This is a genomic window from Pinisolibacter sp. (genome assembly GCF_036782435.1).
GTDB lineage: Bacteria > Pseudomonadota > Alphaproteobacteria > Rhizobiales > Ancalomicrobiaceae > CALBKH01.
In genome coordinates this window covers 1-13,839 of the sequence record NZ_DAIPZB010000005.1, presented here as the reverse complement: position 1 = coordinate 13,839, position 13,839 = coordinate 1, and the positions used below count along the sequence as shown (strand labels likewise).

12 protein-coding genes are annotated in these 13,839 nt (G+C 66.0%); all 12 read right to left on the bottom strand.

Annotation, left to right across the window (positions count from 1 at the left end; all coding sequences use genetic code 11):
• Positions 1 to 17: 17 nt before the first annotated feature.
• A complete protein-coding gene (locus tag V7Q42_RS03175; RefSeq protein WP_333822419.1) occupies positions 18 to 1,637 on the bottom strand; it encodes a phage major capsid protein in 1,620 nt (539 codons plus the stop codon).
• Complete coding sequence (locus V7Q42_RS03170; protein ID WP_333822418.1) at positions 1,637 to 1,882, bottom strand: hypothetical protein; 246 nt, start codon at positions 1,880 to 1,882, stop codon at positions 1,637 to 1,639. Before V7Q42_RS03170 ends, V7Q42_RS03175 begins: the two co-directional genes overlap by 1 nt.
• Positions 1,879 to 2,205: a gene transfer agent family protein gene (locus V7Q42_RS03165; RefSeq protein ID WP_333822417.1), complete on the bottom strand. Its 327-nt coding sequence runs from the start codon at positions 2,203 to 2,205 to the stop codon at positions 1,879 to 1,881. The genes V7Q42_RS03170 and V7Q42_RS03165 overlap by 4 nt, the downstream gene beginning before the upstream one ends.
• Positions 2,198 to 3,430 (bottom strand): phage portal protein, encoded by a 1,233-nt coding sequence (locus V7Q42_RS03160; RefSeq protein WP_333822416.1) that lies wholly within the window; start codon positions 3,428 to 3,430, stop codon positions 2,198 to 2,200. The genes V7Q42_RS03165 and V7Q42_RS03160 overlap by 8 nt, the downstream gene beginning before the upstream one ends.
• Before the next feature lie 452 nt (positions 3,431 to 3,882).
• The gene (locus V7Q42_RS03155) at positions 3,883 to 4,596 is read right to left on the bottom strand and encodes a hypothetical protein (RefSeq protein ID WP_333822415.1); all 714 of its coding nucleotides are present in this window, start codon (positions 4,594 to 4,596) and stop codon (positions 3,883 to 3,885) included.
• A 482-nt stretch (positions 4,597 to 5,078) separates the two neighbouring features.
• Positions 5,079 to 6,482, bottom strand: a complete 1,404-nt coding sequence (locus tag V7Q42_RS03150; RefSeq protein WP_333822414.1) for a sigma-54-dependent transcriptional regulator — start codon at positions 6,480 to 6,482, stop codon at positions 5,079 to 5,081.
• Positions 6,457 to 8,343 (bottom strand): sensor histidine kinase, encoded by a 1,887-nt coding sequence (locus V7Q42_RS03145; RefSeq protein ID WP_333822412.1) that lies wholly within the window; start codon positions 8,341 to 8,343, stop codon positions 6,457 to 6,459. Before V7Q42_RS03145 ends, V7Q42_RS03150 begins: the two co-directional genes overlap by 26 nt.
• Positions 8,344 to 8,544: 201 nt before the next feature.
• On the bottom strand, positions 8,545 to 9,321 hold the full coding sequence (locus tag V7Q42_RS03140; RefSeq protein ID WP_333822411.1) for a TorD/DmsD family molecular chaperone: 777 nt from the start codon (positions 9,319 to 9,321) through the stop codon (positions 8,545 to 8,547).
• Positions 9,321 to 9,980 carry a 4Fe-4S dicluster domain-containing protein gene (locus tag V7Q42_RS03135; RefSeq protein ID WP_333822410.1) on the bottom strand — a complete coding sequence of 220 codons (660 nt, stop codon included), beginning with the start codon at positions 9,978 to 9,980 and terminating at the stop codon, positions 9,321 to 9,323. Before V7Q42_RS03135 ends, V7Q42_RS03140 begins: the two co-directional genes overlap by 1 nt.
• Positions 9,981 to 9,992: 12 nt before the next feature.
• On the bottom strand, positions 9,993 to 12,566 hold the full coding sequence (locus V7Q42_RS03130; RefSeq protein WP_333822409.1) for a molybdopterin-containing oxidoreductase family protein: 2,574 nt from the start codon (positions 12,564 to 12,566) through the stop codon (positions 9,993 to 9,995).
• A gap of 13 nt (positions 12,567 to 12,579) precedes the next feature.
• On the bottom strand, positions 12,580 to 13,467 hold the full coding sequence (locus tag V7Q42_RS03125) for a hypothetical protein (RefSeq protein ID WP_333822408.1): 888 nt from the start codon (positions 13,465 to 13,467) through the stop codon (positions 12,580 to 12,582).
• 162 nt (positions 13,468 to 13,629) lie between these two features.
• A partial coding sequence (locus V7Q42_RS03120; protein WP_333822407.1) for a hypothetical protein occupies positions 13,630 to 13,839 on the bottom strand: 210 nt, incomplete at its 5' end.

Sequence of the window (13,839 nt, the reverse complement as noted above, 5' to 3'; positions counted from 1 at the left end):
TCGAGAGCTGGTGCCGATCAGGCCTTGATCTTCAATTTGGAGATGGCTTCGCCGAGCACGACGCGACCACCGACACGGCGACGGGCGAGGATCTTCACGAGGCCGGTTCCCCAGCCGGTGAGGTCGTCGCGGGCGATTTCCAGGGCGATGCGGTCGGCGATCAGGTAGCCACTCGCGATGTCGCCGAACGCGATCGGCGTCGCACCGGCGACCGGATCGGGCATGTCGGGAGCTTCATAGACCGGACGTCCGAGCAAGGTCGGCGGCTGGCCGGCGGCAAGCGCGGGCTGCCAGAGGTAGACCCCCGTTTCGTCCTTCAGCTTGCGAATGCTCGCCATCGTCTTGCGGTTCATCAGCCAACTGCCGCGCGTGGCGTACACCGACTTGATGCCGTAGTAGATTTCGACGAGATCGTCCGCGACCACACCGCCAGAGACGGCGCTATCGGTCACTCCCACTTCGGGCGAGGTGAGAATGCCTTCGGCCTGCGAGGTGCCGTTGCCCTTCACGAACCAACCGGCTTCCTTGATGCCGAACCGACGAGCGACGTGGTTCGACACGAACGAGACGAGGTCGACGGCGGCGTCTTCGACCACAGTCTTCGACATGGGCACGATGACGGCCATTTCGTGCGGCTTGAGGTCGATCTGTTCGAAGCTGAGTTCGCCCTCTGGACGGGTCGAGGTCTCGGTGACTTCGCCCACTTCGACCTCGTCTACCAAACGCGGGATCTGAACGAGCGGAGCCGAGAGGCCGATCGAAGAGGCGAGCTGACGCACCGGCGAGAACTCGGCGATCTTCTGAATGATCGAGGTCGAGACCTGGGGCGGCGCGATCACGCCGCCGGTGCCAGGGCTTTCGATCGTGAGGGCCTTCACCTCGGCGGAGGCGCGGCCGGTGCGCAGGTAATCGGCGAACGCGGCCTTGACCTCGACTTCCTCGGTATCGCCGGCCGACTTGGTGCCGATCGCCGGACGGGCGAGACGCTTCTCGATCTCGTCGAGGCGACGGGTGATCTTGGCGGCGTCGGCCGACTTGGTCTCGATCGCGGCGGCCTTGGCCTCGATCGCGGCGAGACGGTCGCCGAGGGCCTTCACCTCGTCTTCGGCCTCGGGGGTCGCGGTGGGATTGTCGGTCATGGTGCTGGGCTCCATCGATTTCACGGAGAGGATGCGAGCCCGGCTCGACGCGGGGCGGCGCACGATTGAGATTTCCGCGAGGTCGACCTCGCGGAGGGTCCGCACGCCGTCTCCGGCGCGGTCGGATTTCTTGGCGAAGTAGCCGATCGAGAGGCCGTCCATCCGGCCCGCGAGCACGTCGGCATGGGCGACGCGGCCCGCCTGGGTGGAGAGGTCGAAGCGGCCGGTGACGCGCAAGCCGAGGTCGTCTTCGGTCACGTCCGTCCAGGTGCCGATGGGGTCGCCCTTGTGCTCGCGAAGCATCTCGGGAAGGCGGCGGGCGATCGAGGCGGCGAAGGCACCGGGGGCGATGACGTCGCGGACGGTGTCGGCCGGCTTGCCGAAGAGGCTCGCGTATCCTGCGACGAGACCGGCTTCGCCCGTGACGAACTTCACTTCGAGGTCGAGCTGTTCGAGGTGGTCGGTCTCTCGTGCAATCGAGTGCTGGTGGTCCGACATTAGCGAGCACCCCACGAATTGTGCCATCCGCCTGTTTTCGGAGTTCCGACCCGACACCGGACCAGCCCGAGGGTAGGCGCGACGTTGCGAAGCGCGCGGTCGGTCGCGTCGAGGTGGCGCTTCCCGATTTCGACCCCCGGATAAGCGATGGCCGCGAGTTGCGCGGTGGTGAACCAGCGCCGAGGCTGGGCTTCGAAGGCGGCGAGTACCGCGCGCTTCACGCGGCCCATGCGGGTCGTGGTCATTCGGTGGCCTCCTTCGCGGGAGCCCCGAACCACGCGGCTTCCATGATCGAGAGCGCCGTGGGGAAGATCTCGGCGAGAGGACGCGGCTGCACGTAGGTCTCGACGATCTCGGCGGCGCGCTCCGGCGACATGCCGCCGCCCACCAGTCCAAGGCGGATGGTCTCAGTGACTTCGGCGAAGGCGAACTCACTCGCGGCGAGGCGGCGGAAGATGCCGCCGATCCCGCGGCCCGTGAGCCGTTCGAGTTCGAGGATCATGGGCGGCGTCAGGGCGAGGTCGTGGGCGGCGTCACCGACGAAGAGGCGAACGGTCGTGTCAGCCACTGGTCAGTCCTCCCATCGTGGGGGCCTTGGCCGACGTCGTGAATGGGTTCACGAGGTCGTCGCCGCCGTCCTTCGGCGGGAGGCCTTCACGAGCGCGGGCCTCGTTGGGCGTGAGGACGCGCGCCGAGATCAGCGTCGAATAGGCGTCCGCACGGGCGGAGAGGTCGGTGCGGGTGAGCGCGTCCGTGTCGAACTCGATCGTCAGGCGGCGGCGATCCTCGGGGGCGATCAGTTTGAGATTGAGTTCGCCTTCCCAAGCCCGAAGCCACCGGCTGAGGCCGAAGCGAAGAAAGGTTTCGCCCATCGCGGCGGCATTGCCCCACGTCGCGCGGTCGAGTTCGAAGATCAGATGAGGCGGGACACCGAAGATGCGGGCGACCTCGATCGCCGATTGCTTCCATAGTTCGAGGAGCTGAGCGTCTACGCTCGTCATCGTCAAGCTTTCGAACCGTGCGTTTTCTTCCAAAACTGCGGTTCCGCCGCTGTTTGAGCCCGAATGAGCAGCCTGCCAACTCGCCTTGACGCGAGCGGCGACTTCGGCTCCCAGCCGTCCGGGGAACGACAAGATGCCGCTGGGCCGAGCCCCACGGCCGAACAGGCGGGCGACGTGCTTCTCGATCGCCAGGGCAAGGCCGAGCGCCTCGCGACAGGCGACGACGGGCGAAACACCGGACACGCCGTCCAGGCTCGGGGCTCGGATGTGCAGGACGTTCGAACGATCGACCACCATCCCTTGAAGGCGGTAGATCGGCGGGTCGAGCGGGTTCACATCCGCGTCGCACGTCATGTCGCCGGGCCGGAGCCGGGTGAGTTCGACCGGCTCGCCGTCGCCGTTGCGGGCGATCCAAGCGTGGGCGTTGCCCGTCAAAACCGCGTCCCGCGTCATCTGTTCGTAGAACGCGGCGGCCGGGGTCCAGTCGTTCGCGGTGATGCCGAGAAGGTCGGAAAGCGGATGGTCCGTGATCGCGCTCACGGCCCCGCTGACGCCCGTCTGGTAGACGACGCAAGGCAGGCCGCTGACGCCCTCGGCGAGGGCTCCCACGGCCCGCCGTACGGCCGGGACGCGCTCAGCGTTGCGGGGGGAGATCAGTTCGCCAGACGATGCGGGGGCCGCGTCGAAGAGATCGAACAGCCACGGCTGGGGCGAGGCGAGCGTCGAAGTCGTCGCCTTGGTCTCGGCGATCGAAGTATCGGTCTTGGTCTGGCGATTGAAGAGTTTGAACATGGTCCCGCCGCAAACGTTGTTGCTGCGGAGGACCTACCGCTCTGGTGTCACTCTAGCCCGATGGGGGGACGACCAAGCATCGTCATCATAGTCTACCGAGTGAGATCGTCAATCGACTGTCGCGCTCGTGGCACGTTTCTGAACCGCCGAAGTCGAGAGGGTCGCGCGCATGCGCGTTCGTGTGCGCTCGGGCGTGTGCGCATGTGCGCGAGAGACTTCCGTCATTTCCGAGGTAAGAGGTTTATCCTTCTCCCGAGAGAGAAAGAGGGGACCAAAGCCTCTGGCTACGTCCTCCCGAGACCGGAGGTCGAGGGGGCGGAGCCGTCTTCTATATCCACCCCACTTTCTTCCTGTTCTAACAATATGGATATTGAAGACTGTTTCTTTCATAATTCCTCTAATACCAATTATATAATATATATTAAGGGCACCCCACTTTCTTCCTGCAAGAGCTACCTCGAATGGGCGAGATCCTGCCCCTTGTGGTCGGCCTTTCCTGCTTCTTGAAGTTTTAGGTTGTAGAACTCACTGCCGACCCACGGCACCAGACGCATGACGCCGATCCGAGGTCGAGAGAGCGTCAAATGGTAGACGTCGAGTTCGACACCTTGCTCCTCCGCCTCTGCCTTCGCGATGTCGATGAAGGTATGCATCACGTGGGCGTATTCGAGCCAATGGGTGCAGATGGTGGCGAACACCTGGGGGGCCTTGTGCCCCCACGCCTCGGCGAGGCCGACGAGCTGGCCGTACTCGTCACGGGAGACCGTCTTTTCGCTCGTCGCTTTTAGGTAGTACGCCTTCATGGCGTTGGCGTACCCCTCGGGGATCTTGTCGGCGGACGGATCGCCGGGGCGGAGAAGCGTGACGCGCGGCTCCCCCTTGGGCTTCACCACGTGCTTCATGAAGGGCGCTGCCCCGCCCGCCTGTCGCCCGATCGTGTCGCCGACAGTATCGGCGCTCACCCCGAGTTGGGTCGCGTACCAGCTCAGCGGCTTCGCCGCCCACCGAAGGGGTTCTTCGGCCCCGATCAGGTGCGAGTAGACGTAGGGGGTGGCGGCGATCTCGGCGTCGACGAGATCCATGATGCGATCCGCAAGCGAACGCTTCTTCGCCTCGGTTTCGAACCGGGCCTTGGCCTTCGGGCTGTTCAACCACGCGCCGGGCATCACGCACCTTGTTTCGGTTCCGAAACGAAGGTAGAGTGCTCCTGTTCGACAGAGCATCGACCTTCGTTCTTCTGGTCTACGCATTGAACGCCCTCGGTTGTCCCGCCGAGGGCGTTCGCTTTCATACCCCCGATCGGGGCTCGAAAGCGCGTGGAACGGTTAGCAGACAGAGGCAAAAAACCCTTTTCCGCCAATGTCCGCCCTCCCCCCGGTTAGCAGGCCACAACGGCATGAAATCGTTGGACCTTGGCGTTTCCGTAGGGCGCGCCACGATCTCCCGGAACCATCGAACGACATGAAACGGCGCGCCGAATCGAGGCGTCGGCGGTCGGCTCCCGCGTTCCGGTCGAAGATCCGGTGGACGCTGCGGCGGCGAACCGCTTCGGGATGGGTCGCCGTCACGCGAGACTCACGCGGTCGCAGCGCGGCGTCGGCCTGTGCCGCGCTCTCCGTCGATCACCGATCACCACCACCTGCGAGCGTCATCGAAGCTTGTGCTTGGCGAGCAGCCGGTAGGTGTTGCGCTCGGAGATGCCTAGCGTCGCAGCCATTTCGGCGCGGCTGAGGTCGGTGCGCGTCGCCAGACGCGTGAGATATTCCCGCTCGATCTCCTCGAGCGTCGGCGGTGCGTCGAATTCGAGGCGGAAGGACTTCGCCTCCGGCGCCCGCATCGGGTCCGCCGTCAATCCGAGCTCGGCGACGCCGATCGTCTCCCGGTCGCCGGAGAGCAGCACGGCGCGCTCGACGACGTTCTTCAGCTCGCGCACGTTGCCCGGCCAACGGTAGGCGACGAGCGCCTTCTTGGCCTCCATGCCGAGCCGTTTCGGTACGTTGCGGCGAAATGCGCGACCGGCGACGAAGGCGTCGGCGATGGCGATGATGTCCTCGCCGCGCTCGCGCAGCGGCGGCACTTCGACGACGAACCGCGACAGGCGATAGTAGAGGTCGGCCCGGAAGGTTCCGGCGCGCACCATCTCCTGCAGGTCGCGGTTGGTGGCGGCGACGAAGCGGACGTCGGCGTGCAGATCCTTGGTGCCACCGAGACGGCGGAACATCCCGGTCTCCAGGATGCGCAGCAGTTTGGCCTGGATCGTCGCGCTGACCTCGCCGATCTCGTCGAGGAAGACGGTGCCGCCGTCGGCGACCTCGACCAGACCGTCCTTGCGCCGGTCGGCGCCGGTGAAGGAGCCGCGTTCGTGGCCGAAGAGTTCGGATTCGAAAAGGTTGGCCTGCAGCGTCGAGCAGTCGATCGCCACGAATTTCGAAGCCGCCCGCGACGAGGCGTCGTGGATGGCGCGGGCGAAGAGCTCCTTGCCGACGCCGCTCTCGCCGAGAACCAGCACGGTCTGGTCGGTCGGCGCCACCATGTCGACGAGATCGGTGGCGCGGCGGAAGGCGGCGCTGGCGCCGATCATCCGGATACCGCCTTCGATCGACTGCGCCCGGTCCTTCCAGAACAGACCGTCGCGCTGCAGCGACGCCCGCTCCAGCGCTCGGCCGATCGCCAGCTCCAGTTCCTCGCCGCGCACCGGCTTGACGAGATAGTCGGTCGCTCCCGCCTTCAGCGCCTTGACCGCGTGTTCGACCGCGCCGTAGGCGGTGAGCACCACCACCGGACAGACTTCCTTCAACTGCGGCACCGCGTCGAGGCCGTCGGCATCGGGCAGGCGCATGTCGAGCAGCGCCAGCGCCGGCTCCTCCTCGCCCAACACCTTCTGCGCGTCCTTCCAACGCAGGACGCCGCGAGCGACATAGCCCGCCTGGGTCAGCTGGCGCACCAGCAACCGGTTGAGGGTCGCGTCGTCCTCGATCACCAGCACCATCTTGCGGCGGTCGGCGATCGGCGTGGCCAGGTCGGCCTCAGTCGGCCTGTCGATGATCTGCATCCGGCATTCTCAAGGTGAAACGAGATCCCTGTCCGACCGTGCTGGCGACGGTGAGCGAGCCACCGACACGGCGAACGATGGTGCGGCAGATCGCCAGTCCGAGCCCGGTTCCCCGCACGCCGTCGGCGCGGTGGCTCCAGAACGGCATGAAGATCCGGTCGAGGTCTTCCGATCTGATCCCGACGCCGGTGTCGCCGACTTCCGCCACGATGGTCGCCCCGTCGCGATGGGCCGTGATGTCCAATACACCGCCGTCGGGCATGGCGTGCAAGGCATTCTGGGCGAGATTGATGAAGACCATGCGCATTTCGCTGTCGGATGCGATGACCCGTAGATTCTCTTCGAGCTTCAGGTCGATCGTCACCCTGCGGTTCTCGGCCTCGTAGCCGAGAAGAGCCACGACCTCGCGGATCATCTCGTCGAGGATCACCAGATCGAGGTGCGAGCCGGTCGGGGCCGACAGTTTCAGCAGCGACGAGGCGATGCCGAGGCAGCGCTCGATCTCGGGCTCGATCAGGCGCAGAGCCGCCGACGCCTCATGCGTTTCGCCACTCTCGATGTCGGCGAGCGCCGCCCGGAGACCGAGGCCGATCGAGGAGAGCGGATTGCGGATCTCGTGCGCCACGCCGGTGGCCAATTGATCGATCTCCGACAGCTTCTGCTCGTGCGACACCTTGGCCATCGCTTCGAGATCGCGGATCGCCTCGACCACGACGCGGCGCGTGCCCTGGTGATCGGCGAGCGTCAGTGCGGCGGCCGCCACCTCGACCGCGACCTCGTCGTCCTCCCCGCACAGATAGCGATCGTGGAACTTGACGCTCGCCCCCGGCTCCTGGAGTTCGACCAGCGGACAGGTGACCAGCGTCGGTATGCAGGGCTCGGTCCGTCCGTGACTGAGAGCGTAGCAGCGGTGGCCCACCACCTTCTCCGGCGTCAGGTTGGTGTGGGTGCAGTAGGCGCGATTGGCGCGGATCACCCGGAAATCCTCGTCGATCACCCGGATGCCGTCCGGCACCGCATCGAGCACCGCCTGGAGGAAGTCCTCCCGCTCCTGGACGTCGGCGAGGGTGGAGACCAGCCGGTCGGCCATCCGGTCGATGCTGCGGCCGAGTTCGCCGATCTCGTCGACACCGGTCGCGCCCACGCGCGCCTTCAGGTCACCGGCCTCGAGCGCCCGGGCGACGGCGGCGAGCCGAGCCACCGGCCCGGTCACGCTGCGCCGCAGGGTCAACCAGGTGAAGAACACCACCGAAAGCAGCACGATGCCGCCCGACCCGGCGAAGAGCGCCGCGCTGCGCGCCGCCTCGCGGCGCAGGCCCTCGGCGGCATGGTCGATCACCAGGATGCCGTTGACCGGATGTTCCGAGACCGGGCCGTGGCACTGGCCGCATTCCGGCTTGTTGGAAACCGGCTTGACCGATCGCAGGATCTCGCGCGTCCCGTCCTGCATGAAGGCGGCGCCGCCGACGCCACCCTTCTCCTTGCCGACGCAATCGGGGCAGAGCTCGCCGCTCGCCAGGTCGAAGTGCGAGCCGAAACGACCCGACCGCGAGGAGAAGCGCACCTCTCCCTTGGGATCGAGGATCATCACCGAGACGATGTCGTCGAGCCCGCCGAGATGGTCGACGATCTCGCGCAGGCCGTCGATGTCGCGCTTCAGCATCGCGTTCTCGAGGCTGGCCTGGAGCAACTGCCCGACCTTCTCGGCCGCCTGGGTTCGCTCGTACTGGAGGCTGGAGCGATAGAGGAAGACGAAGCCGCCGAGGAAGACGGCCGAGACGACCACCAGCTGCGCCACCAGCGTCACCGCCAGCCGCGCCGCCAGACTGCATCTGAGACAGTCGAGCATACGGATGATCATCGGCCGATCCTCCCGGCCGCGCCGGCGGGGCGGACGAGGTCGATCCCCCTCCCCCCGGTCGTACTCGTCTCGCCGCATCGGCGACCGGAGACGCGAATCGGCCGACCACCCCCGAAGGACACTCCGGAGGGGCGGCACGATCCCATGTGTTCTCGCCGGCCTATGACGACCTCCTGCGACCCTGTGACCTTCACCGTCTCCTCACAACGTCGGACCGGCGCCCGGCGCGAAGGCTCCCGCCGAGGCACAGGTCTCGGCGATGGTGGTGTCGCGGCGGCGCTGCTTCTCCGCCTCGATGCTCTCGTATTCCACTCGTTCGCAACCGGGCAGCCGTCCCAGGCGTTCGCGCAAGGACTCGAGATGGACCGCCGTCACATTGGCGACGGCAGCCCAGTAGGCCGTCCAACAGCGCCGTGAAACGCCGTCGGCGAAGGAGCCGTACCAACGCAACAGATGGCGATCCAGGAACCGCGCCGCATCGATCAGCGCGGCCTCGCTGCCGACCTGGTCGAGCAGATGCGCGACGAACTCGAGTTGCACCACGAGATGGTCGTCCGGACGCTCCCGCCAGTTGGGCGTCTCCATCCCCCAGTGGCGATACCAGTCGCGGACGTCGAACATCGGCTGCTGCGACGTCAGACCCTCCGGATCGGTCCAGGGGCTCTCCGACGGGCTCACTCGATGCGTGTGGTTGAGGTAGATGGCGGCGTGGTCGGCCGCCAACTCGTCGAGACCCGCCCGATCCGTCCGCGTGACGTTCTCGGTCAACGCGGTGCGGAAGAAGTCGAGCGCTTCGCGTTCCTGCTCCCCGGTGAGGGGCAGCGAGAACATACGCTCGACCGACCCGGACCGCAAAGACGCGATCAGGTCCGCCGTCGGTTCACGGGCGTGGAGCAGTGCCAGGATACGCAGATCCTCCGCGTATCCCCGCCGTTGCTCCTGCGTGAACCCGACCACCTCGTCGGCGATGCCGCTCATCAGACCTCGCCCTTCGAGTGGGGAACGAAGCGGATCGAGGGGTTGGTCAACTCCGGATCCGACATCGTCTTGACCTGCCGCACGATCTTGTCGGCCGGTCCCCGCGCCTTGGTTTCGTAGGTGCCGTCGGCGATCTTGTCGATGGGACCCACGTCGAGTACGCGCATCATGCAGGCCATGACGCAATACGGCTTGCGTCCGGCCTCGATCTCGTCGACGCACAGGTTGCACTTGGCGACGACGTTGCGCTCCGGGATGAACTGCGGCGCGCCGAAGGGGCAGGCCGCCTCACACCGCCGGCAGCCGATACACAGCGTCGAGTCGATGTCGACGATGCCGTCGGCCTTGCGCTTGAAGATCGCTCCCGTCGGGCAGGTGGGAAGGCATGCCGGCTCCGCGCAGTGGTTGCACGACATGTTGACCTTGTAGGCGTAGACCTCGGGGAAAGTCCCACCTTCGACATAGGCCACCCGACGGAAGCGCGGCCCCGGGGGAAGGCCGTTCTTGTCTTTGCAGGCGATTTCGCAGGCGCGGCAACCGATGCAATCGACGTTGTTGTGGATGAAGCCGAGCTGCATATCCGGGACGACCGGCGTGTAGTGCTCGCGCTTCTTCTTGGCGGCCGCGTCCTTGATGGCCTGTTTGGTCTGCTGATCCATGTCCCCCTCCCGTCACTGATCGCGGCGGAAGACGGCGCTGCGCGAAACCGCGAGCCTGTCCCAACCGGGTTTGTGGACGAGCTCCGACTTGCGGATGCTGCACAGCACGGTGTTGTAGGCGAAGGCACCGGCCGGGCTCGGCTCGTCGAGCGTCAGGAAGTCCGGATTGCCGGACCGGTCGACGCCGTTCTCGTCGAGATCCATCCAGGCGCCCTCGTGCAGCACCAGGACCCCGGGCATGCAGCGCTCCGTCACGTAGGCCGGAACGACGCACTTGCCGCGGGCGTTGTACACCTCGACCGTATCGCCGGTCTGGATGCCGAGCTTCTTGGCGTCCGACGCGTTGATCGTCACCTCCTGCTCGTAGGTCTCACGCAGCCACGCGATGTTGTTGAAGATCGAGTGGGTGCGCCAACGCGGATGCGGGCTGACCAGATGGAACGGGTGTTCCTTGGTCTTCGGCGAGATGAGGCTCTCCCACGGCTCGATCCATTTCGGGATCGCGGGGATCTCGGTGCCGTACTGGGTCTTCTTCCAGTCGGTGATCTTGGCGAGCGTGGTCGAGAAGATCTCGATCTTGCCGGACGGCGTCTGGAACGGCACGCCCTTCTCGATCTGATCGCGGAAGGCGATCTGCGGCTTGTCGAAGACGAACTTGTAGACGCCGCGCTTCTTGAATTCGTCCCAGCTCATGGTGACGCCCTGATGGTGCATCACCTTGCCTTCCCACCACTCGCGTAGGTAAGCCTCGTCGACCGTATCGTTTTCGAAGAAGTAGGCGCGGCTGGCCTTCGGGTTGTAGGCCGGGCCGAAGCCGAGGCGCCAGGCGAGTTCGGTGAAGACCTGGAGGTCGGTCTTCGATTCACCGAGCGGCTCGATCACCTTCGGACGGTGGATGTAGTAGTGGCCCTTGTACCAGGGCAACGCCACGTCGTGCCGCTCGAAGTGAGTGGCGATCGGCAGGAGCACGTCGGCCCACAGGCCCGACGGGGTGATGGTACTGTCCATACACACCACCAGCTCGAGCTTCTTGATCGCCTCGATCTCCTTGTTGATGTTGGTCAGCTGGTTGAACCAGTCCGACCCCTGCCAGAAGATCGCCTTGATGTTGGGGATCACCCCGTCGAGTTGGTCGTTGCGCGGCCAGAGCCCCACTTCCTCGCGCTTGACGTTCGGATAGTTCAGCACGATGTGGGCCCAGCGATCCGACTTGATCGAGGCGTACCAGACGTTGGAGAACTGGTCGTAGGGGTAGGCGACGCCTTCGGCGTGCCAGCCCTTGCCGACGCCTTCGGCGCAGCCGCCGAGGACGCCGATGTTGCCGGTCATCGCCTGCAACGCCGCGGCCATGCGGTTGTACTGCTCACCATAGGCGTTGCGGCCCGGCGCCCACGACGCCTTCAGCGCCGCCGGCTTGGTGCCGGCGTACATGCGGGCCAGCTTGATGATGTCCTCGGCCTTCACGCCGCAGATCTTCTCGGCCCACTGCGGGGTCTTCGGCGTCTTGTCGTATTTTCCGAGGATGTAGTCCTTGAAGTTCTCCTTGTCCTTGGCCCAGTCCGGCATCGTGCCGGCATCGATGCCTTGCGTGAACTTGTCGATGAAGGCCTGGTCGTGGAGCTTCTCGGTGAAGATGACATGGGCCATGCCGGCCATCATCGCCGCATCGGTGTTCGGCCGGATCGGGATCCACCAGGCGTCGTAGGTCGAGGCCGAGTCGGTATACTGCGGATCGATGACCACGAACTTGCAGCCGCGCTGCTTGGCCATGCGCATGTAGTAGAACGTGTTGCCGCCGTGGAACGTGTAGGCCGGGTTCCAGCCCCACATGATGATCAGCTTGGCGTGCGCGTAGGTGTCGTCCTCGTTGCCGTCTTCGATGGTGCCGAAGGTCATGCGCGAGGAGAAGGTCGTCGCCTGATAGGACGGCACCGACCAGGACGAGGTGCGGCAGCCGAACATGCCGAGGAAGCGGCCGAGAAGGCCCTCGATCTGATCGGACTTGTGCAACACGCCGTAGGAGGCGCCGGCATAGGACTGATCGACGATCGCCGTCGGGCCGAAGGTGTTCTTCAGATACACCATCTTCTCGGCGACGAGGGTCAGCGCCTCGTCCCAGGAGGCACGACGGAACTTGCCCTCGCCGCGCTTGCCCACCCGGATCATCGGGTAGAGCAGGCGCTCCGCCGAATAGAGGCGGGAGCGATAGGAGCGACCGCGCAGACAGGCGCGCAGCTGCGGCTCGGCCTCGGTGTCCTTACCGAAATGACCGTCCTTCTGATAACGACCGTCGTCGGAGGACAGGCGGACGATGACGTCGCCCTTCTTGTGCGCCACCAGCATGTGGCGCGAGCCGCAGTTGTGGGCGCAGCTGGTGACGACGGTTTCGAGTTCGTCGTCCTTCGGATAGGGCTCGTAGGCGAAGGCTGCCGCCTTCGTCGCCCCGGCGATCGGCACCAGCGCGGTGGTGGCGACCGCCGCCGCCATCTCGAGCAGTCCGCGCCGGGTCGTGCCGGTGGTGGTCATGGTGGTATCGGTGAGCGGTTCGGCCTCGCCGACCGCCATCGGGTCGATGGTTTCGGTCATCGTCGCCTCTCCTTCACTTGGCCTGCAGACGGAAGCGCGCTTCCGGTTCGGTCGGGCGCCCCTTGGCCCATTCCGGCGTGTCGGCCGGCATGTCCGGCCACGGGGTGCGCGGATAGGGGTAGGAGATGCGATACCAGCTGCGACCGCCGTGGCAGCCGTAGCAGACGTCGGAGCTCTCCTTCGCCGCCTCTTCGATCCCCGCGGCTTTCAGATAGTCCACCTGATGCCGGCTGGTGCGGATCGTCTCGTGACAGGTGAGGCAGCCGTTGGCGGTGCCTTCCGGCTCCATGTCGGCGCGGATCTCGTGCCAGGGGCCCGGCAGCTCCATGTTCTGCGCCGGGAACTGGCCGTGGCACTTCAGACAGGTCTCGCTGGGATTGACCATCTTGCGCAGGGTCGAGGACAGCGGCGTCTTGGAGCCGGCCTTCTCGAGCGCCGCGAGCTCGGCATGCGGGCTCTCTTCGCGCGGGTCGTTGCCCTGATGGCAGGTGGTGCAGGAGAGGTTCATCACCTTGCCCGCATAGGGCGTCGCCATGTGGCGGATGTGGAAATCCTCCTGGCCGCCGACGTAGGTGTCGAGCGTCTGGTACCAGGCGAGCACCTTGTCGGCGGGCACGCCGACCTCGGAGGCCTGGCGCGGCTTCGCCTTCAAAATCTCGGCGTGACAGGTGAGGCAGTCGCCATCCTTCGCCTTGTCGATCGCCGGCTTGAAATGGATGGGATGCCAACGGGCGGCATCGTAATCGCCAGCCTTGGCCCGCGTCGTCGCCTCTTCGAGCGCCGCGACGGCAGGGTCCGTCGGCGCCGGCTTCGGCACCTTCATGGCCTCGGATTTCGCTTGGGCCTTGTTCGCGGCGACGACGATCGGCTTGGCGTCGATCTCGGCCGCTTCGACGGTCACCGCCGCGAAGAGCCCTGCCAGGATCCCGACCGCGAGTGTCGCGGACGTGGTCGACTTCCGAATTCCTCTGCCCGGTCGCATGGCTGCACCTGCTGAGAAGAACAATCTGGGAGCGAGGGGTGGGCGCCGTCGCCGGCGCCCACCCGGATCAGACGAAGCCGATCACTTCGGCGGGTTCATGCCGGACATGCCCGACATGCCACCCATGCCCGACATGCCGCTCATGCCGCCCATACCACCCATGCCCGACATGCCCGACATGCCGCCCATACCGGACATGCCACCCATACCGGACATGCCGCCCATGCCCGACATTCCGGACATGCCGCCCATACCGGACATGCCACCCATGCCCGACATGCCGCTCATGCC

Excerpts from the sequence above, each read along its gene's own strand:
- V7Q42_RS03170 (WP_333822418.1), bottom strand. The coding sequence starts at position 1,882 with ATGACCACGACCCGCATGGGCCGCGTGAAGCGCGCGGTACTCGCCGCC.
- V7Q42_RS03135 (WP_333822410.1), bottom strand. The coding sequence starts at position 9,980 with ATGGATCAGCAGACCAAACAGGCCATCAAGGACGCGGCCGCCAAGAAG.
- V7Q42_RS03145 (WP_333822412.1), bottom strand. The coding sequence starts at position 8,343 with ATGATCATCCGTATGCTCGACTGTCTCAGATGCAGTCTGGCGGCGCGG.
- V7Q42_RS03160 (WP_333822416.1), bottom strand. The coding sequence starts at position 3,430 with ATGTTCAAACTCTTCAATCGCCAGACCAAGACCGATACTTCGATCGCC.
- V7Q42_RS03155 (WP_333822415.1), bottom strand. The coding sequence starts at position 4,596 with ATGCCCGGCGCGTGGTTGAACAGCCCGAAGGCCAAGGCCCGGTTCGAA.
- V7Q42_RS03150 (WP_333822414.1), bottom strand. The coding sequence starts at position 6,482 with ATGCAGATCATCGACAGGCCGACTGAGGCCGACCTGGCCACGCCGATC.
- V7Q42_RS03140 (WP_333822411.1), bottom strand. The coding sequence starts at position 9,321 with ATGAGCGGCATCGCCGACGAGGTGGTCGGGTTCACGCAGGAGCAACGG.
- V7Q42_RS03175 (WP_333822419.1), bottom strand. The coding sequence starts at position 1,637 with ATGTCGGACCACCAGCACTCGATTGCACGAGAGACCGACCACCTCGAA.
- V7Q42_RS03130 (WP_333822409.1), bottom strand. The coding sequence starts at position 12,566 with ATGACCGAAACCATCGACCCGATGGCGGTCGGCGAGGCCGAACCGCTC.